General features: G+C 66.4%; 17 protein-coding genes and 1 pseudogene. 6 read left to right on the forward strand and 12 right to left on the reverse strand.

The genetic code is table 11. The features are described from left to right. Both B1964_RS10720 and B1964_RS10725 read right to left on the reverse strand, forming a co-directional pair. Positions 1–393: pseudogene (locus B1964_RS10720) on the reverse strand (HNH endonuclease); the annotation flags it as partial. A gap of 120 nt (positions 394–513) precedes the next feature. Then, positions 514–1,758 carry a triacylglycerol lipase gene (locus B1964_RS10725; RefSeq protein ID WP_079929731.1) on the reverse strand — a complete coding sequence of 415 codons (1,245 nt, stop codon included), beginning with the start codon at positions 1,756–1,758 and terminating at the stop codon, positions 514–516. A 107-nt stretch (positions 1,759–1,865) separates the two neighbouring features. Between B1964_RS10725 and B1964_RS10730 the strand changes: the two genes are divergently transcribed. Beyond that, positions 1,866–2,192: a hypothetical protein gene (locus tag B1964_RS10730; RefSeq protein ID WP_006372791.1), complete on the forward strand. Its 327-nt coding sequence runs from the start codon at positions 1,866–1,868 to the stop codon at positions 2,190–2,192. Here the strand turns inward: B1964_RS10730 and B1964_RS10735 are convergent. The 5 genes from B1964_RS10735 to B1964_RS10755 all read right to left on the reverse strand — a co-directional run bounded on the left by B1964_RS10735 (position 2,173) and on the right by B1964_RS10755 (position 9,197). Continuing rightward, complete coding sequence (locus B1964_RS10735; RefSeq protein ID WP_079929732.1) at positions 2,173–3,471, reverse strand: helix-turn-helix domain-containing protein; 1,299 nt, start codon at positions 3,469–3,471, stop codon at positions 2,173–2,175. The two genes, B1964_RS10730 and B1964_RS10735, sit on opposite strands and share 20 nt — an antisense overlap. Then, the gene (locus B1964_RS10740) at positions 3,468–4,889 is read right to left on the reverse strand and encodes an NAD(P)/FAD-dependent oxidoreductase (protein WP_079929733.1); all 1,422 of its coding nucleotides are present in this window, start codon (positions 4,887–4,889) and stop codon (positions 3,468–3,470) included. Before B1964_RS10740 ends, B1964_RS10735 begins: the two co-directional genes overlap by 4 nt. After that, positions 4,886–6,724, reverse strand: a complete 1,839-nt coding sequence (locus B1964_RS10745) for a DUF3556 domain-containing protein (protein WP_014360055.1) — start codon at positions 6,722–6,724, stop codon at positions 4,886–4,888. The genes B1964_RS10740 and B1964_RS10745 overlap by 4 nt, the downstream gene beginning before the upstream one ends. Positions 6,725–6,858: 134 nt before the next feature. Further along, positions 6,859–8,331, reverse strand: coding sequence for an AMP-binding protein (locus B1964_RS10750; protein WP_079929734.1), 1,473 nt, complete (start codon positions 8,329–8,331; stop codon positions 6,859–6,861). Between the two features lie 158 nt (positions 8,332–8,489). After that, positions 8,490–9,197: an acetoacetate decarboxylase family protein gene (locus B1964_RS10755; protein ID WP_014360057.1), complete on the reverse strand. Its 708-nt coding sequence runs from the start codon at positions 9,195–9,197 to the stop codon at positions 8,490–8,492. Positions 9,198–9,494: 297 nt separating this feature from the next. On the opposite strand from B1964_RS10755, the gene B1964_RS10760 reads away from it, so the two are divergent. The 4 genes from B1964_RS10760 (at position 9,495) to B1964_RS10775 (ending at position 13,323) form a co-directional block, all read left to right on the forward strand. Beyond that, a complete protein-coding gene (locus tag B1964_RS10760) occupies positions 9,495–9,947 on the forward strand; it encodes a MaoC/PaaZ C-terminal domain-containing protein (protein WP_172398809.1) in 453 nt (150 codons plus the stop codon). A gap of 52 nt (positions 9,948–9,999) precedes the next feature. After that, entirely contained in the window at positions 10,000–10,443 is a 444-nt protein-coding gene (locus B1964_RS10765; RefSeq protein WP_139765701.1) for a helix-turn-helix transcriptional regulator, read from the forward strand. A 10-nt stretch (positions 10,444–10,453) separates the two neighbouring features. Continuing rightward, entirely contained in the window at positions 10,454–10,867 is a 414-nt protein-coding gene (locus B1964_RS10770) for a VOC family protein (protein WP_006372780.1), read from the forward strand. Between the two features lie 68 nt (positions 10,868–10,935). After that, positions 10,936–13,323, forward strand: a complete 2,388-nt coding sequence (locus tag B1964_RS10775; protein ID WP_079929736.1) for an excinuclease ABC subunit UvrA — start codon at positions 10,936–10,938, stop codon at positions 13,321–13,323. 4 nt (positions 13,324–13,327) lie between these two features. Here B1964_RS10775 and B1964_RS10780 read toward each other — a convergent pair whose 3' ends face one another. Both B1964_RS10780 and B1964_RS10785 read right to left on the reverse strand, forming a co-directional pair. Next, positions 13,328–13,840, reverse strand: a complete 513-nt coding sequence (locus tag B1964_RS10780) for an FKBP-type peptidyl-prolyl cis-trans isomerase (RefSeq protein ID WP_043456445.1) — start codon at positions 13,838–13,840, stop codon at positions 13,328–13,330. 18 nt (positions 13,841–13,858) lie between these two features. Continuing rightward, positions 13,859–14,902 carry an LLM class F420-dependent oxidoreductase gene (locus B1964_RS10785; protein WP_014360062.1) on the reverse strand — a complete coding sequence of 348 codons (1,044 nt, stop codon included), beginning with the start codon at positions 14,900–14,902 and terminating at the stop codon, positions 13,859–13,861. A gap of 124 nt (positions 14,903–15,026) precedes the next feature. Here B1964_RS10785 and B1964_RS10790 point away from each other — a divergent pair, with 124 nt between their 5' ends. After that, on the forward strand, positions 15,027–15,599 hold the full coding sequence (locus tag B1964_RS10790; protein WP_006372774.1) for a PadR family transcriptional regulator: 573 nt from the start codon (positions 15,027–15,029) through the stop codon (positions 15,597–15,599). Between the two features lie 11 nt (positions 15,600–15,610). On the opposite strand, the gene B1964_RS10795 is transcribed toward B1964_RS10790, so the two are convergent. The 3 genes from B1964_RS10795 to B1964_RS10805 are packed head-to-tail and all read right to left on the reverse strand — an operon-like array spanning position 15,611 to position 17,874. Beyond that, complete coding sequence (locus B1964_RS10795) at positions 15,611–16,015, reverse strand: nuclear transport factor 2 family protein (RefSeq protein WP_014360064.1); 405 nt, start codon at positions 16,013–16,015, stop codon at positions 15,611–15,613. Between the two features lie 30 nt (positions 16,016–16,045). Continuing rightward, positions 16,046–16,837 (reverse strand): ATP-binding cassette domain-containing protein, encoded by a 792-nt coding sequence (locus tag B1964_RS10800; RefSeq protein WP_079929737.1) that lies wholly within the window; start codon positions 16,835–16,837, stop codon positions 16,046–16,048. Beyond that, a complete protein-coding gene (locus B1964_RS10805) occupies positions 16,834–17,874 on the reverse strand; it encodes an ABC transporter permease (RefSeq protein ID WP_079929738.1) in 1,041 nt (346 codons plus the stop codon). The genes B1964_RS10800 and B1964_RS10805 overlap by 4 nt, the downstream gene beginning before the upstream one ends. Positions 17,875–18,150: the final 276 nt, after the last annotated feature.

Raw genomic sequence — 18,150 nt, forward strand, 5'->3', positions numbered from 1 at the left:
AACTCCGTCGGCGACACCGTCGGCCAGGGTTGGTGCCGACGGCGGTAACGGCGTACCGGTGGGTGTCGTGAACTGCCCCAACGCCTGCAACCGTCGTTTACGACGGAAGGTGTCGGTGATCCGTAAACGGCGACTGAGAAAACCGGAGATGTTCTGAAAACCCAGCTTCCGGTACACCCCGCGGTTCTCGACCTCGATCAGTGCGGGTTGACTCACCGATTCCATCCGCCGAGTGGCGCGTTCGTGTTCCTCGGTGACCGTCACCAGGTCGGTATCGGACAACACGTGTGGGGATGCGGCAGCAATACGGTCGAGGAGACCATGCAGCTGCGCATACATGCCCAGCATGTCCGCAGCAGCCGACGCATCACCGTCACCATCGACATCGGCCACCGCGATCACCCCCTCGCACGCTAATCGAACAGATCAACCCGTGAATATGTGTTCGAGTGGAGTCGGCGGCGTCCCTCACCGCAAGAGAAATCCGACAATTCGTTCGACTGATCTGTTCTACTAGCCGGCGGTGAGTGCTCGCAGCGGACGGAGTCCGTCACGGAGCCACAGGTAGATCTCGTCGTGGTTGAGCAGTGTGAAATGGTTCGCGCGGCCCAGGTGCATGCCGTCCTCGTCGCGGAATCCGATACGCCGGGAGCGGTGGAACCCTCGACCGCTCGGCGTCAAAACCAGACCGTCACCGATGAAGCGGCCGAGCGGGTGGCGCGGATTGCCGAAGAGGGAGGCCGTGACGAACAGATGGCGGGCGCCGGCGAGTAGTGGGACGTCCGCGCCGGGCGCCTGCCACCAGCCGTCCGGATCCGCCGATGGTCCATCCTCGGCGATGACGTTGCCGTGGAAGAGATCTCGGACGCCGGCACTGCGCCGACGCAACAACTCGCCGAACGGTCGGGTCACCGACAGCATGCGCAACGCCGACGACGCGGCGTGCACGCCCCGTGCCAGGGGCGCACCGAGGTGCGGGGAGCCGAGACTGACCGTCTCGGTCACCAACGGCACCCACGGCGCGCGGTTGCTCGTACCGAGGTGACACGCGCTGCGGATGACGAGGCCGCCCATCGAATGCCCCACGAGCGAGATGCGGGTGACCGGCACCGGCCACAGCAGGACCATCTCGCTCAGCAATCGGGCGAGGGTCGCGCCGTTGTCGCTGATGTGGCGGCCGGTGTTGTAGCGGATCTGCACCTCGGTGGCACCGATGTCGTCGACGAGCCGCGCTCCATAGGTCGGGCGTCCACCGAGTCGCCAGGCGTGTTCGGTCTCCATCAGCCCGTGCAGGAAGACGACGAGGTGTCCGGTGGCGCGCGGATACGCGGCGGCCAAGCCGTCGGTGGTCACGGCGACCGGCGACCCGCCGACACGGGGAGCCATCTGCGGCGCCAGCGGGGAATGTTCGTCGTCGAGGGCGTCGCCGATGAGTCCGTCGAGAATGCCGATCATGGCCGCGCCACGGACGGTCCTGGTGGGCTGAGGCCCGGTCTCGGGCAACGCGTCGGCGACGATCGTGGCCGAGTCCAGCACTCCGGTGATCGAGGTGTAGACCGCTTCACTGACCGCGTCGTGCACGGTGCGCACCGGCGCGACAGGCCTGCCGATCGCGAGGTCGAGCGTGCCGAAGACCGCCGCCGAGGTCGCACGGTGCACCCGCGCGATCCCGACGGTGGCCTTGCCCAGTTCGCTCAGTCCCAGTCGTGCCAGCGCACGGACTTCTCCCTGTTCGCCGACCAACCGCCTGCTGCTCATGGTCTCAGTGTACGTTCGTTCACTCGAATCGTCTCCGTGACGGCGGGATACCCGCATCGCCGGTTGGATAAACGACAGCAATCGAACATATGATCGCATGCGTGGGTATGGCTCGGATCGGCGGCGACAGCGGGCGACCCCACCGGCCTGCTTTCGTGCGCGTCGGCCACCGGGCGGTGCTGATCGATCTCAACGCGCTGTATCCGCAGACCCCGCACCACAGTGGCACTTATCATCCCGACGGCCTACAGATCCGGAAAGTCGCCACCGGAGTCCTCACCGAGTGGGGGCTGTCGGAGTGGGGAGAGTGGTACGGCAAGGTCACCTACACCCTGAGCGCACGCGACCGGCAGGAGTCGGTCACCCACTGGGTGCCCGCGTGGGCCCTGCGTCCCGCCGATGGCCCCGGTCGGGTCAGGCCGGACCGGAGATGATGCTGGGCCCCAACAGTTCGCAGACCGTCAACGCCAGGGCGAGATCGAGCCGGTCGCGATGTCCGGGTACCTCGGCCAGCGCTTTGCCGACGCGGTACTTGACCGTGTTGCGATGCAGGTTGAGGCGGGTCGCGGTATGCAGATGACTCTCTCGGGTCGCGTAGTAGACCGAGAGCGTCTCGCGCAGCGTCGCCGCCGTGGGTGAATCGTCGGCGAGACCACCGAGCACCTCCCGCACCCAGGCCGTGGTGGCCGGCAGATCCTGCGCGAGCAGCGAGGCGATGGCGACTCCGCGGTCAGCGAATCCCACGATCGATCCGGTGCCGCTGCCGGGCATGATCGCCACCGCATAGGCCCCGCGAGCCTGCTCATGGCTGCGACGGAATCCGTCGACGCCCGCACCGACCAGACCGAACGCACCCCGGAGTCCAGGTGGCAGGTCGATCTCACCGACCGCACGCTCACTCGACGCCGTGCGCAGCGGGAACCAGACCCAGATCGTCGACCGGTCCACGGCCGTGAGGATCGGAGGCCCGTCGGCGCGCAGGCGAACCGCGAGTTCCTCGGCGCCGCGGTGCAGGCGCCGGAGATCCACACCGTCGTCGTCGGACCAGATGATCGCGGCGAGATGCGGGCGGTCCAGCCGGTATCGGGTCTGCTCGGTGAAGGTGCGGCCGTCGGTGTCGGTGCCGTCGAGAACGCGACGAATCGCGGTCGAGGACAGCGTGGCGTCGGCGCCGAGCCATCGGCGGCGTTCATCCTCGTACGCCTGGAACACATAGAGGGTGATCCAGTCGATGTAGCCGAACATGACGCCCGAAATGTGTCGGGTCACCGCCATCGCCCGGTCCGCGTCCAGGTCCAGTTCACCGATCATCTGATAGCACAACAACATCACCGCGTTCTGGCCCAGATGATAGGCGCGCACAAGGGAATTCGACGGCACATCGCGTTGCGCGAGGCGCAGTGCGTACTCGACCGCGGCGGTCGTCGGCTGCAGATGATCGACGGGGATGTCGTTGGCGAGAACGTGGATGATCGTCGAGACGTTGCCGTGCACACTCGCCTCGAGCATCTCGACGAGCTTCGGATCCGCGTCGAGATGGTCGATCTCGCGGGCCATCATGGCGGTCAGATCCGCGACGATGGTCGCCTCCTGCGCGCGGAGCCGGCGCGCGATCGCCGTGACCACCTCCTGCAACTCGGCATCGGCGGTCGCAGGCATGCGGGCCAGCCGCGCACGCGCCTGCGTCCCTCGATCGCCATCGACCTCGGTCATCGGCGCCTACGCAACGATGCCAGGGCCGCCGACGCAGCGTGATAACCGCACAGGCCGTGCACGCCCGCGCCGGGCGGGGTGGACTGTGAACACAAATAGACCCCGTCGACGCCGAGCGCGTACGGGTTCGCCGATAGTCGCGGGCGCGCCAGCATCTGCAGCCCGTCATTGGCTCCGCCGATGATGTCTCCGAGAGCGAAATTGGGGTTGTAGGACTGCAATTGACGGGTACCGGTACTGCGCACGGTGACGATCCGATCGCGGAATCCGGGGGCGAAACGTTCGATCTGGGCGGTCACCGCGTCGGTGGCGTCGCCGTCGTATCCGCGGGGTACGTGGGCGTAGGCGTAGATCGGATTGAGTCCGCCGCGGCTGCGCGACCGATCGGCGAGATACTGCTGCCCGAGCAGGACGAACGGCCTGTCCACCATGATCCCGGCGGCCCGCTGCCGCTCGGTGTGCCACACCTCGGAGGCATCACCACCGAGATGAACGGTTCCCGCGCGTCCGCAGTCGGGAGTCGTCCAGGGGATGTCGCCGTCGAGGGCGTAGTCGACCTTGAACGCCGACGATCCCACGCGGTAACGCTGCAACGCGCGTCTCACCCTGGCCGGCATCTGGTCACCATAGATCGAGAGTGCCTGCGCGGGTGAGAGATCCAGCAAAACCAGATCGGCGGACGGGATGTCGGAGCGCGCCGAGACCAGTGTGCCGGTCTCGATCTTGCCGCCGTGGTCACCGATCGCGGCCGCCGCGGCGGTGGCGATCGCACCGGAACCCCCTCGGGCGACCGGCCACCCGTGGCGATGTCCGCTCGCCGCGATCATCATGCCCAGCGAAGCGGTGAGCGGCCGGTCGAGTCGGGTGAACGCGTGCGCCGCGATACCGGCGAACAGCGCGCGACCGCGATCGGTACGGAACCAGCGGGCCATCACGGTCGCGGGCAATACCGCACGCGGCCCGAAGGCCGCCAGCCGCAACGGATGCCGCGGCAGATGTACGACCGGACGAAGGAGATCCTCGCCGAGCTCGTCGAAGCCGCGCGCGAGGTCACCGAGGGCCAGCCGCCAACGCAGGCCGTCGGGGCCGAGTCCGTCGGCGGTCCGATCGATGCTGCGGTACAGGAGTCCGGCAGTCCCGTCGTCGAGGGGATGGGCGCAGTCGATCTCCGGGAGGCACCAGGTCAAGCCGTAGGACTCCAGGCCGACGCTGCGCCAGAACGGCGAACCCATTGCCAGTGGGTGAAAGGCCGCACAGTGATCGTGGATGAGGCCCGGTTCGGTCAGCTCGCCCGACCGACTACCCCCGCCGACCTCGTCGGCGGCCTCGAGGACGGTGACCTCGACGCCGTTGCGGGCGAGATGCAGGGCGGCGGCGAGCCCGTTGGGCCCGCCGCCGACGACGACGGCAGTCGTCACGGTTGCACCTGCCGCGAGGGTGTCGAGCGCATCCGGGGTTCGGTCACGATCTCAGGATCGGTGAGCGCGCGGCGGGCGTCAATGTCGAGCGTCCAGTCGACCTGCACCGGGATCGGCCCATTGGGCAACCACGGCTGCTCGGCAACCGCGTCGGCGACCCGGTAGGTGCCCGTCTCGATGACCCCGAGCGCCGCGTCGATCACCTTGTAGCGCTGGGTGCCCTTGTGGATGGGTTGCGACTCGATCCAGGCGATCGTGAACTCACCGGGCGCGAAGTCACAACGGCGCTGCAGGGCCGCGATCATCTTCTCGTCGTGCAGGTGTCCGTCACCGAAGTTGAAGGCCACCAGCGAATTACACGAGAACTCGGCCTCTCGCAGAGTGTAGGTGTCGATGTCGTCGCCGAGGTGACGCATCATGAGTGAGAACAGCGCACGCCCCTGACTGTGCAGGGAACGCCACGCCATCATCTGGTGCATGACGACGTCGGCGACCTCCGGTGGATACGACGCGAGCAGCTGGGTCCTGGTGTTCTTCGATGAGCGCACCACGCACTGGTCGAGTTTGTCCTCGGCGCCCGGTGCGAAGGCCCACGTGGCCGACGCCCAGTTCCCGGCGTACTGCCGCATCGACGGCAGGAACGACACGAGGTCCGGGCGGAGATTGCCCAGCACCGGGAAGAAGCACAGCGCTGCGGCGATCAGGGCGAGCACCCACGGCATGGTGGTGTCGGTCAGCGCGAAACCGTCCCACGTGGGGTGTCCCCAGAACAAGAAGATCGACGCGTAGGCGAACAGGATGTTCCACTCCAGCGGGACCGCGAGGGGGAAGGTGGAGAAGATGAACAGGTGGAAGCAGACCATCAGCACCACGCCCGCCAGCGTGAGCCACTTGTTGGTGGAGAACAGCAGCACCAACGGAGTCACGATCTCGACGATGGTGCCCAAGACGTGCCCGACTCCCGAGGCGAGGCGCGACGGTCGCATGTCGTGCGGGAAGTCGCGGTAGTGGGCGCGTTTGATCGACCGGAACGGCAACCAGGGGGTGTTCGACAGCATCGGCGGGATGACCATCGAGAAGTGATGTCCCAGTTTGGAAATGCCGGCCCCGACCCAGACGGTGACGATCAGGAGCTTGAGCGCCAGGATCATGTCCACGTAGGGCAGGAAGGCGAAGAACACCAGTGCAGGCAGGTACTGCTCGGACCGTGCCGCGATGAAGATCACCTTGTCGCGCAACCCGATGACCACGAAGAGCGCGATCAGCGGGTAGAGCACCACCGGATTCACCACGCCGTGATCACCGGCGACGACCGAGTTCATCGACGATGACGCAACGCCCGGGAGTGCCAGTGCGACAACGATGGTGATCAGGATTGCCGCGTAGACCACGACATCGGCGACAGTTCGGGAATCACCTCTGGTGAACGGTACGCGTCCCGGCCACGGTGGCAGGCGGATCGTCTCCGGCCGTAACCAGAACAGGAACCCACCGGTCATCGGTTTGAAATGGCCGGCCAGCGGACCCCACGACCCGCCGAGCCCGAGGGTTTCGAGCAGGACGGTCCACAGGACCACCTTTTGATACACGATCAGTTCGTTCCACCAGGAACCGACGTCGACAACGTTGAGTCCCGAACTGAACGTCGCGATACACAGTCCCGCAACGATATACAGCACGCCGACCTTGATCAGGTAGATCGTGTGCACCATCTTGGGTGTGCCGAAGCCGTATTCGGCCCAGTGCGCGCCGAGAACGCGCAGCCGGTCGAGAAACGGCCTGTCGAGAAAGGTCTCCGGTTCCACGGGCGGGAAATCCGGGGTGGTGAATCCCATGGGTACTCCTTCGGGGTGAAGCGGAATTGGTGGGTGGTTTCGGGGTGCGGACGCGTTCGGCCGACCCGACGCCGTCGTGCGGCCGGTTCGGGGGGAGGGAGAATGCGATTGCGCGGGGACTACAACAGCGCGCGCTACAACGCTGTCGGCGTTGCGAATTGCCGGCGGAGAGCTGGTTTGTCGATCTTGCCCACCGGGTTTCGGGGGAGGGCCTCGACGATGTGGATCGACTCGGGGATCTTGGCCCTCGTCACCAGCGAGCCGAGATGCCGCGTGAGGTCGTCGTCGTCGATGGTGTGGTCGGGGTAGGTGACGACGAAGGCGATCGGGATCTCTCCGTACACCGGATGGGGTGCGCCGACGACCGCGCACTCGAGGACTCCCGGGTGGGTCGCGAGGGCGTTCTCGATTTCCTTGGGGTACAGGTTTTCTCCGCCGCGGATGATCAAGTCCTTGATGCGGTCGACAATCGTCAGATAACCATCGGCATCGAGTCGGCCGACGTCGCCGGTGTGCAGCCGACCCTCGCCGACGGTCTTCGCGGTGTCCTCGGGACGATTGAGGTAACCGCGCATCACATTGGGTCCGGTGATGACCACCTCACCGACGTCACCGGTGGGTAGGTCCGCGCCGTCGGCTCCGACCACATGGATGCGCTGGCCCTCGATGGCCGGCCCCACGGTGCCGAGCTTGCGTACCCCGTGACGCGGGTTGCACGTCGATGCGCAGGTGCCCTCGGTGAGTCCGTAGCCCTCGAGAATCGGTATCCGCAGGCTGTTCTCGACGCGATCGAGAAGTTCTGCGGAAATCGGTGCGGCGCCGCAGATCGCGAAACGCAGGGAGTCGAGCGTCCGAGCCCGACGCTCGAGGTCGGGATGGGAGACCAGCAGTGCATAGATGGTCGGTACGGCCGAGAAGTAGGTGGGTCGTAGACGTTCGACGTCGTCGAAGAACCTCGAGACCGAGAACCGTCCGGTGATGCTGAGTCGTCCGCCGGCCAGGATCGGCGCCAGGAAGCTCACGCAGATCGCGTTCACGTGGAACAGCGGCAGGATCAGTAATGCGTGATCGTCGGCGTCGAGCTCGAGGTGGTGTGCCATTGCCGTGGCCATGTAGCGCAGGTTCGCGTGGGTCAGCCGAACTCCCTTGGGACGTCCCGTCGATCCGGAGGTATAGATCAGCAAGGCATCGTCGGCGTCGGCGGGCTCGGTCGGCGCCCGCCACCCCGTGGTGGGGGCCGGAGACAGGTCGTCGACGTGGAGCACGGGCCGGTCGGCCCGCAGATCCGCGGCGTCGGACACGACGACCGCCGCGCCGCAATCCGCGAACTGATACTGCATCTCGTCAGCGGTGAACGTTGGGTTGACCGGGGTCGCCACCGCGCGCAGACGCCACGCGGCCATCAGGACGACGAGCAGTTCGGCACGGTTCGGCAGGACCGTCGCCACGACGTCACCATGCCGGACGCCGAGTCGCTGCAGCTTCTGGGCACATGCATCGACCCGGTCGGCGAAGCCGCGGTAGGTGAGGTCGACGGTGTCATCGGCGACGCACGGAGCGTCGCCACGCTCGCGGAGATCCCAGGCGAAGAACGAGGAACTGATCACTGGTGCATACCCTTTCGCATGTCTGTGACTTATGACACTAGAAAGGGGTGATGTGATGTGGAACGGTCTCACGAGCCAGAGTTCGGACGCGCGTTTGTGCCCGGAGGACAACGTCGGGGCCACGTCCCGGAAACGATTCCGGTCGGGGGAGAGGTCGGTCAGTCGTGAGTGACCTTGGTGCCGAACAAGATCGCGGCGTCGGTGGTGGCGACGGTGATCAGGGGACGACGACCCGCGAGATACCCGAGTGGTCCGTCGGGTGCAAAGGACCACTGCGCCCGCGCGGTGCGGAGTCGGGCGACGATCCGGTTGGTCGACCACGAGCTACGACCGTCGAGGACCTGGGCGGTCGGTAGGGGGATCTGATGCGTTCCGGGAAGCAGGCGCGGTCCCAGCCGCGCATCGAGTGCGGCGACATCGTGGCCGTCCACGGTCATCGCGGTGGTGATCCGGCGGCCGGATCGTTCGCGGGTGAACTCGCCGAGGTGCTTGGGGATTCCCCAGAGCTCGCGTCCGCCCGTGCGCGAGTTCGGGCTGGTCACCCAGATGTCGGGAATGCTGACCCGCACACCGTGACGTGGCGAGACCACCGGATAGGTCGTGAGCAGTTCTTCGTACTGCAGGACCCCGCCCTCGGTGTAGTGCAGGACGGCGGCGACGACGAGTACCTTGCCCGCCACCGCGAGCAGGCGGGCTCCGGAGGGTATGACGCCGAACGCCTCGGCTGGTAGGTCGGCGCGCGGAACGACGAACGCCGACATGAGAGCGTCGCCACCGAGATACCACGGCTCGGGTGGGTAGCTCACCCCGTCTGCGCCGACGTGCCATGCCCGATCGATGCTGACCGGAATCCTGGTGGTCGTCATCAGTTGATACCCCCTGTCCGATGGTCGGGCCACGCCGCAGCGCAACGCCCTGATGGAACGAACCTACCGATACGTCTCAGCCACGCACAGGGCGGGAGGCCCACCACAACAGAGGAGCCCACCACAACAAGAGACTCCGATCGAGAATGCCGGGTCGGGGGTCTGGCACTCTCGGTCGGAGTCATAGGTGAGATCGTCGGGGGTGGCGAGTGCGTTACACATCGTCGGAAACAATTTCCCCAAACGCCGAGCCGGCTCGACATCACACCGCCGAACACCCGGGGAGCACACCCAGCGATGACCGATCCCACCGTGTACGCCGATGATCTCCAGCCTGGTCAGCGCCATGATCTCGGCATTCATACGGTCTCCGAGTCCGAACTCGTCGACTTCGCGTCGCAGTGGGATCCGCAGGCGTTTCACGTCGACAGGGCAGCCGCGGAGTCGGGGGCATTCGGTGGTCTGATCGCCAGCGGAATCCACAGTCTCGCGATCGCGCAGCGACTCGCGGTCAGCTCGGTCCTGACCTCGTGGAGCGTGATCGCCGGACGCCGGCTCCGGGAGATGGAGTTCTTGGCGCCGGTACGTCCCGGGGACACATTGTCGGGATCCATGCGGATCGAATCCGTCGACCTCGACGCGCGCGGCCGTGGCCTGGTGACCTATACGACCGAACTGGTGAATCAGACCGGGGTGGCGGTCCTACGCTTCGACGCCGATGTCTACCTCCGATCCCGGGGCGCGCACTGAACGAATACGTGCTGAACGAATACGTGCTGTCAACTGTGCGAGGATCGTCCATGTGACCGCGAAACCAGACCGCGACCGGCGCCGGGCAGACCTGCGCCGCCTGCGACAGGTGCGCGACCGGATCGACCGCGACTACGCCCACCCTCTCGATGTGGAGGCGCTTGCGAGCGGCATCGCGATGTCGGCGGGACATCTGAGTCGCGAATTCAAGCGCGCATACGGTGAATCGCCGTACTCCTACCTGATGACGCGGCGTATCGAACGCGCGATGACCTTGCTGCGGCGAGGCGATCTGTCGGTCACCGACATCTGTTTCGCCGTGGGCTGTTCGTCTCTGGGGACCTTCAGCACCCGCTTCACCGAGCTCGTCGGTATGTCGCCCACCGAGTATCGCCGTCGCGCCGCGGACGAGACCCTGGGCATTCCGACGTGTCTGGCCACACAGATCACCAGACCGATCAGGAATCGAGAAGTCTCACCGGCCGGGCGCCGCTAGCGTTGTCGGCATGGACATCACCATTGCCTACACCTTTCTCCCACAGACCGATCCCGACGCGGCACTCGGGTTCTATCGCGACGCCCTCGGATTCGAGGTTCGCAACGACGTCGGCTACTCCGGCATGCGCTGGCTCACCGTGGGGCCCCCGAACCAGCCGCAGACCGCTGTCGTGCTCCACCCGCCCGCCGTCGATCCCGGCATCACCGAACAGGAGCGGGAGACGATCCTCGATCTCATCGCCAAGGGCACCTACGGCGCAGCACTGACGTTGGCCACCGACGACCTCCAAGGCGTGTTCGACAAGCTCCAAGCTGCCGGGGCCGAGGTCATCCAGGAACCGATGGACCAACCGTACGGTGTGCGCGACTGCGCATTTCGCGACCCGACGGGCAACCTGCTGCGCATCAACCAGACTCCCTGACGCCCGGGCCACGTGACGCCCGAGACCTTGCCATCCCACCAGAGAAGCCCGACCGCAACGGAGAGCCGATGAGCCGGACGCCGACGAGATCGACGCCCCACCCCGCCGACACCCACGACATCATCCGGGTGCATGGCGCCCGGGCGAACAACCTGCGCAACGTCGACGTCGAGATCCCCAAACGGCGCCTGACGGTGTTCACCGGGGTGTCGGGATCGGGGAAGAGCTCGCTGGTGTTCGCGACGATCGCCGCGGAATCGCAGCGGATGATCAACGAAACCTACAGTGCTTTCGTCCAGGGCTTCATGCCGAGCCTGGCCCGGCCCGACGTCGACGTGCTCGAGGGCCTGACCACGGCGATCATCGTCGACCAGGAACGCATGGGCGCCAACCCGCGGTCGACGGTCGGTACCGCCACCGATGCCAACGCCATGTTGCGCATCCTGTTCAGTCGTCTCGGCGAGCCGGCCATCGGTTCGCCACAGGCGTTCTCGTTCAATGTCGCCTCGGTGTCGGGTGCCGGGGCCGTCGAGATCGAACGCGGTGGCCGAAAAGTCAAGGAACGCAGGGAGTTCAGCATCACGGGCGGGATGTGTCCGCGATGCGAGGGGCGAGGCGAGGTCTCCGACTTCGACCTGACGGCCCTCTACGACGAGACGAAATCCCTCAACGAGGGCGCACTGACGATTCCCGGCTACTCGATGGACGGCTGGTACGGGCGCATCTATCGCGAGTGCGGATTCTTCGACCCGGACAAGCCCATCGCCAAGTTCACCAAACGACAACTCGACATCCTGCTCCATTCCGAGCCCAAGCGGATCAAGGTCGAAGGCATCAACGTCACGTTCGAGGGTCTGATCCCCAAGATCCAGAAATCGATGCTCGCCAAGGACCGGGAGGCGATGCAACCGCACATCCGAGCGTTCGTCGACCGTGCGATCACCTTCACCGTGTGCCCCGACTGCGACGGCACGCGGCTGTCCGAACTCGCACGATCATCGAAGATCGACGGTCGCAGCATCGCCGACGTCTGCGCCCTGCAGATCACCGACCTCGCCGACTGGGTGCGCAGCCTGCAGGGATCGTCGACGGCATCGGTGAGTCCGCTTTTGACCTCACTGTCGGAACTGCTGGACTCCTTCGTCGCCATCGGTCTGGGCTACCTCTCCCTGGATCGACCGGCAGGCACGCTCTCGGGCGGAGAGGCTCAGCGCACCAAGCTGATCCGTCATCTGGGCTCCTCTCTGACCGATGTCACCTATGTCTTCGACGAACCCACGATCGGGCTGCACCCGCACGACATCGAGCGGATGAACGATCTCCTGCGACAACTACGCGACAAGGGCAACACGGTGCTCGTCGTCGAACACAAACCGGAGGCCATCGCGATCGCCGACCACGTCGTCGACATCGGCCCGGGCGCGGGCACCGAGGGTGGTCAGATCGTCTTCGAGGGCAGCGTCGAGGGACTGCGCGGCGCCGACACCCTCACCGGCCGCCACCTCGACGACCGCGCCACACTCAAGGCGACCCTGCGTGAGGCGACCGGCATCCTCGAGGTCCGTGGCGCGAACACCCACAACCTCCGCGATGTCGACGTCGACATCCCGCTCGGTGTGCTTGTGGTACTGACCGGCGTCGCCGGATCGGGGAAGAGTTCGCTCATCGGCGGATCCGTGGCCGGACGCGACGGCGTCGTCAGCATCGATCAGGGTGCGATCAAGGGTTCGCGGCGCAGCAACCCCGCCACCTACACCGGCCTGCTCGAGCCCATCCGCAAGGCGTTCGCCAAGGCCAACGGCGTCAAACCGGCTCTGTTCAGCGCCAATTCGGAGGGCGCATGCCCCAACTGCAAAGGTGCGGGCGTCGTCTATTCCGATCTGGCGATGATGGGCGGGGTCTCGACGATCTGCGAGGTCTGCGAGGGCAAGCGATTCCAGGCCGAGGTACTCACCTACACCTTCGGCGGTGCCGACATCGACGAGGTACTGGGGATGTCGGTGGCCCAGGCCGAGCGGTTCTTCTCCGACGGGGACGCGAAAATCCCTGCTGCACACAAGATCCTACAGCGACTGTCCGACGTGGGGCTGGGCTATCTACGGATCGGACAACCGCTGACCACACTGTCCGGCGGGGAACGTCAGCGCCTCAAACTGGCCGCACAGATGGGGGAGAAGGGTGATGTCTACATCCTCGACGAACCCACCTCCGGGCTGCATCTGGCAGATGTCGAGCAACTGCTCGGACTACTCGACCGCCTCGTCGACGCCGGGAAATCGGTGATCGTCATCGAACACCATCAGGCCGTGATGGCCCATGCCGACTGGATCATCGACCTCGGACCTGGAGCCGGACACGACGGCGGTCAGGTGGTGTTCACCGGCACCCCGGCCCAATTGGTCTCGGAGCCAACCACACTCACCGGCCGCCACCTCGCCGACTACGTCGGCGCCTGACGGCTCAGCCGTCGGCAGAAACGATGACGATCGCGAAGACCAACGTGTCCCCGGCATTGATGCCGGCCGACGGATTGCCGTCGGGGTAGCCGTCGGCGGGTGCGATCGCCACCGCGACCGTGGAGCCGACGCGTTGGCCGGCGATCGCCTTGCTGAATCCCGGAACCACTTGTGCCAGTGAGAATTGCGCGGGCTGGCCGTGGGTGTAGCTGCTGTCGAACTGCAGTCCGGTGCGTCCGTCGACGCCGACGTAGTTGACGGTGACGTTGGCGCCCTGCCCGACGGTCTGGCCGTCACCACCGCTCAACGTGTGCACCTGCGTCTCGGTAACCGCGAACGGCGTGGTCACCGACACCTGCGGGGCGGAGGTGTCATTCTTCGCCCCGGTTACCGTGACCCGTCCGGTCGATCCGTTCAGTGACCAACTCGGCGGCTCGTCGTCGGACGAGCCACATCCGGCCACCATCACCACGGCGAGAAGGGCGATCGATGCGAGGACTCCTCGAAGCATGCGCATGCCGCGCAACGCTACTACCTACGCGGTCTCGGCGACCAACGATGCCAGACGGCGCACCTCCTCGACACTGCCCGGCGAGACCAGCATCGTGGTGACGCCTGCATTCTCCCAGACCGCGATCTGTTCCCGGACATGATCGACATCGCCGACGATGGCCGAATCGTCGACCACCTGGTCGGGGATGATCGCCGCGGCGTCGTCCTTGCGCCCGGACCGGAACAGCGAGGTGACCTCGTCGACGACCTCGCCGTAGCCCATGCGCCGGTAGACCTCGGCGTGGAAGTTGGTGTCCTCGCTGCCCATTCCGCCCATGTAGAGAGCCAGGAACGGTTTGATCGCGGCGTAGGAGGCGTCGCGGTCGTCGGTGATGACGATCTGGGCGGTCGCGCAGATCTCGAAGTCCTCCCGACTGCGGCGGGCGCCGGGCCGGGCGAATCCCTCGTCGAGCCACGCGTTGTAGGTGTCGGCCATCCGTGGCGTGTAGAACAACGGCAACCAGCCGTCGGCGATCTCCGCGGCAAGAGCGATGTTCTTCGGTCCCTCGGCGCCGAGCATCACCGGGATGTCGGCCCGCAGCGGGTGAACGATCGGCTTGAGCGGCTTGCCCAGTCCGGTCGCACCGGGCCCGGTGTAGGGCAGCGGGTAGTGCGGACCGTCGCTGACCACCGGCGCCTGTCTCGCCCACACCTGCCGCATGATGTCGATGTATTCACGGGTGCGCGCCAACGGCTTCTCGAACTTCTGCCCGTACCAGCCCTCGACCACCTGCGGACCCGACACACCGAGGCCGACGATGTGCCGGCCACCGGAGAGATGGTCGAGGGTGAGGGCGGCCATCGCACAGGCGGTGGGCGTGCGCGCCGAGAGCTGCAAGACCGACGTGCCCAACCGCATCCGCTGCGTCGAGGCGCCCCACCAGGCCAGCGGGGTGTAGGCGTCCGAGCCCCACGCCTCGGCGGTGAAGACCGCGTCGAACCCGGATTCCTCGGCGGCGAGCACGAGTTCGTGGTGGTTCGGTGCCGGCTGCGCACCCCAATATCCCAGCTGCAGTCCGAGTTTCATCGTTCTCCTTCGCGGCGCGTGAGGCGCCGACCATCGTGGGCGAGCGGCGCGTTCCTCGACGGTATCCCGCGACGGTGCCCGGCTCAATACCCAATAGGGGCAATTTGTTGACTACTCTGGGGGCATGTCGTTGCGTCACGCGATCCTCGCCGAACTCCTCGACGACGGCGCCAGTGGGTATCAACTGGCCAAGACCTTCGACGTGGCGGTTGCGAGCTTCTGGTTCGCGACGCCGCAGCAGTTGTATGCGGAACTGTCGCGTCTGGAGGCCGACGGCCTGATCCGCGGTCGTGAGGTGACCCAACAGGGCCGACCCAACAAGCGCGTCTTCACCCTGAGTGACACCGGGCGTGCCGCACTCGTCGACTTCGTCTCGGCCGCATCCAAACCCACCTTCGTGCGCGACGATCTGCTGGTCAAGGTGCGGGCGTGCGATGTCGGCGAGGCGGCCACCCTGATCGAGACCCTGCATGCCCGTCGGGCGCACGCGTTGGCCAAGGCCGAGCTGATCGAATCGCTGCTCGCGAAGATGCGTGGGGAGATGTCCGAGGACCGGTACCTGGCCGAGAGTCCGCGCGTGGGACCGTATCTCACGGGGCTGCGCGGCATCGCCTTCGAGCGGGAGAATGCGGCGTGGTGTCGCCGTGCAGCCGACGTCCTGTCCGCGCGCCTCGACCGGACCGAGACGACGCACTGAGCACGGCGCGCCTATCCGCTGTGGGCTCCGCTTTCGGCCTCGGCGCGAATCCGGTCGAACTGCGCCCCCATCGCCTCGGCGAGTGCGGTGGCCCCGGACAACGGTCGGACCATCACCATCAACTCGTCGATCTTGCCGTCGGCGTCGAGATGAAGGAAATCGCAGCCGGTGATCGCCCTGCCGTTCACCGTCGTCTCGAACATCAGGGCATGGTCGGGCGCTCCGGGCGCACCGAACTCCTTGACGTAACGGAAGTCCTCGAACACCCGGAGCACGCCACGCAGGATGGCCGCGGTGATCGGTTTGCCCTGATAGGGCGCGAAAGCGACCGGACTGATGAAGGTCACGTCCTCGGCGAGAAGCTCGTCGACGGCTGCCATGTCCCGGTTTTCCACCGCTTTGCGGAACGGGTGCATTCGATCACGACTCCTTGGTCAATTAATTGACTATCTGGCGCCGACAGTAGACCGCCTGCTGTCGGTGTGTCCAGCGTCACTGGGCGACAGAACGCCGTCGACCATCCGATACACGGCGTCCATCCGGGCGAGATGCGTCCGATCATGGGTGACCAGAATCGTTGCGGTTTCGGTGGCGGCGGTGAGGTCGATCAGCATCGAGAGCACCTGTGCCCCACGCTCGGTGTCGAGCGCCGAGGTGGGCTCATCGACCAACAAGAGGTCGGGCTCGTTCATCAATGCCCGCGCGATGTTGACCCGTTGACGCTGTCCGCCGGAAAGGTGGGCAGGCAACCGGTGCACCATCCCGTCCAGACCGACGGCGACCAACAGGTCTCGGGCCCGAGCAGTGGTGGCGCGGCGCCGGGCTGCGCCGACGATCCGGGATTGTCCGAGATGTGCGGTCACCTGGAGTTGCTCGAGAACCGTCAGCGACGGCAGCAGATTGGGCTCCTGGAAGACCAGGCCGATGCGCTCGCGACGCACCCTGGTGGCCGCAGACGCGCTCAATTGCGCCAGGTCGACTGTCCCGCAGCCACTTGCCGAACGGTGCGAGCTGCGTTGGGTCAGGAGAACACGTCCGCTGTCGGGACGGCGTAGCGCTCCGGCCACGGCAAGCAGACTGGATTTCCCGGATCCCGACGGCCCGGTGACGGCACTGATCGTCCCGGCGTCGAAGGTTGCCTCGATGTCGTCGAGGGCGGTGAGGTGGCCGGTGCCATCGGCATAGCTCATCGTCACGTGCTGCAGCGTCAGGGTCGGTACGCGTCGTGGCGTGGTCATCGGTTGCTCCCGAGTGCGGTGAGGGGATCGGTGGTGATGAGGAAACGCAGTGCCGCACCGGCGCCGAGGACGCCGAGTCCGATGGTGGCCAGCGCGGGCAACAGGGTGGTGGAGGCGGTCACGACAAACGGGATCGAGCCCAGCAGGGTGCCGCCGCCGACGGCAACCGCCAGACCGAGGCCGCACCCCACGACCAGGATGAGCACGGCCTGGCCGAGGGCGTCGCGCACCAACGAGGCGGTGGACGCCCCCAGCGCCTTGAGTACCGCGATGTCGGGGACGCGTTGCACGGTCCACACGGTGAAGAACGCACCGATGACCAGTGCTGAGATCAGCAACAACATCACCGTCATCAGTGTCAGCGACGAGTTCTCGGCGCTGTAGGACGCCAACGCCGACAGCGCATCGGACCCGGAGCGGATGGTGGTGCCACTCGAGGCGGCCACGGACTGCGTATCGGTGCCGACACGTGGTGTCACCGCGAGTACCGTGGCGGCGCCGAACTGCGGTACCAGGTCCCGCCACGTGTCGATGGGCAGGTAGATGACCGGGCTGTGGGCGTACCACTGGTCGCCGACGATTCGTCCGACGGTCATCGTCCGCCCGCCGACCTGGATGGCCTGGCCTCCACGGAGCCCGAGAGACGAGGCGATCGGCGCTGCGACATCGACGGTGCCGGTGACCGGGCGGTCGTTTCCGCCGAGGCCGAAGAGCACCACCGGCATCGGATCGGTATGTGTGGTCGAGGTCGCGCGGTCTCGCGAGATGCCGACGGGCACCACGTCTTCGGCACGGTGTTGCCAGGTCGCGATCTGCGAGGTGGTCAGCACCGACTGATCGAAGGAGGGCGCGGACCCGGTGTCGGCGAACACGATCATCGAACCGGGCAGTGATTGCAGGGCGGAGATGTTCTGGTGGCGCAATCCCGCGGTGAGTCCGCCCAGGAAGGTGACGAGCACCGACACCAGCACCACCACCAGGGTGATGAGCGCGAATCGTCCTCTGGCTCTTCGGAGATCACGAATGGCGACGAACATGGAGAGTCCTTTCGGTGGTCGGTTGCCAGTGTGGCGGGCATCGGGGATGCGGCGCGTCGAGAGTTGGAGGGTCACGGGGTGCATCGTTCGGCACCGGCGACTCGCACTTTCGATGGATGCGCGGCAGTGCACCGCCGATAAACTGAATCGACATGCACTCCTCACCGTTGGCCCCGGTCTTCACCGCCCTGCGCGCGGCCCTGCACACCATGGCCGCCGTGCTCGCGGTGGTGGTCGCGGTCCGCGCGGTGGGCAGCGGCGGCGCGACGTCGGAGG

This window comes from Gordonia sp. i37, from assembly GCF_002043085.1.
In the GTDB taxonomy this organism is placed as follows: domain Bacteria; phylum Actinomycetota; class Actinomycetes; order Mycobacteriales; family Mycobacteriaceae; genus Gordonia; species Gordonia polyisoprenivorans.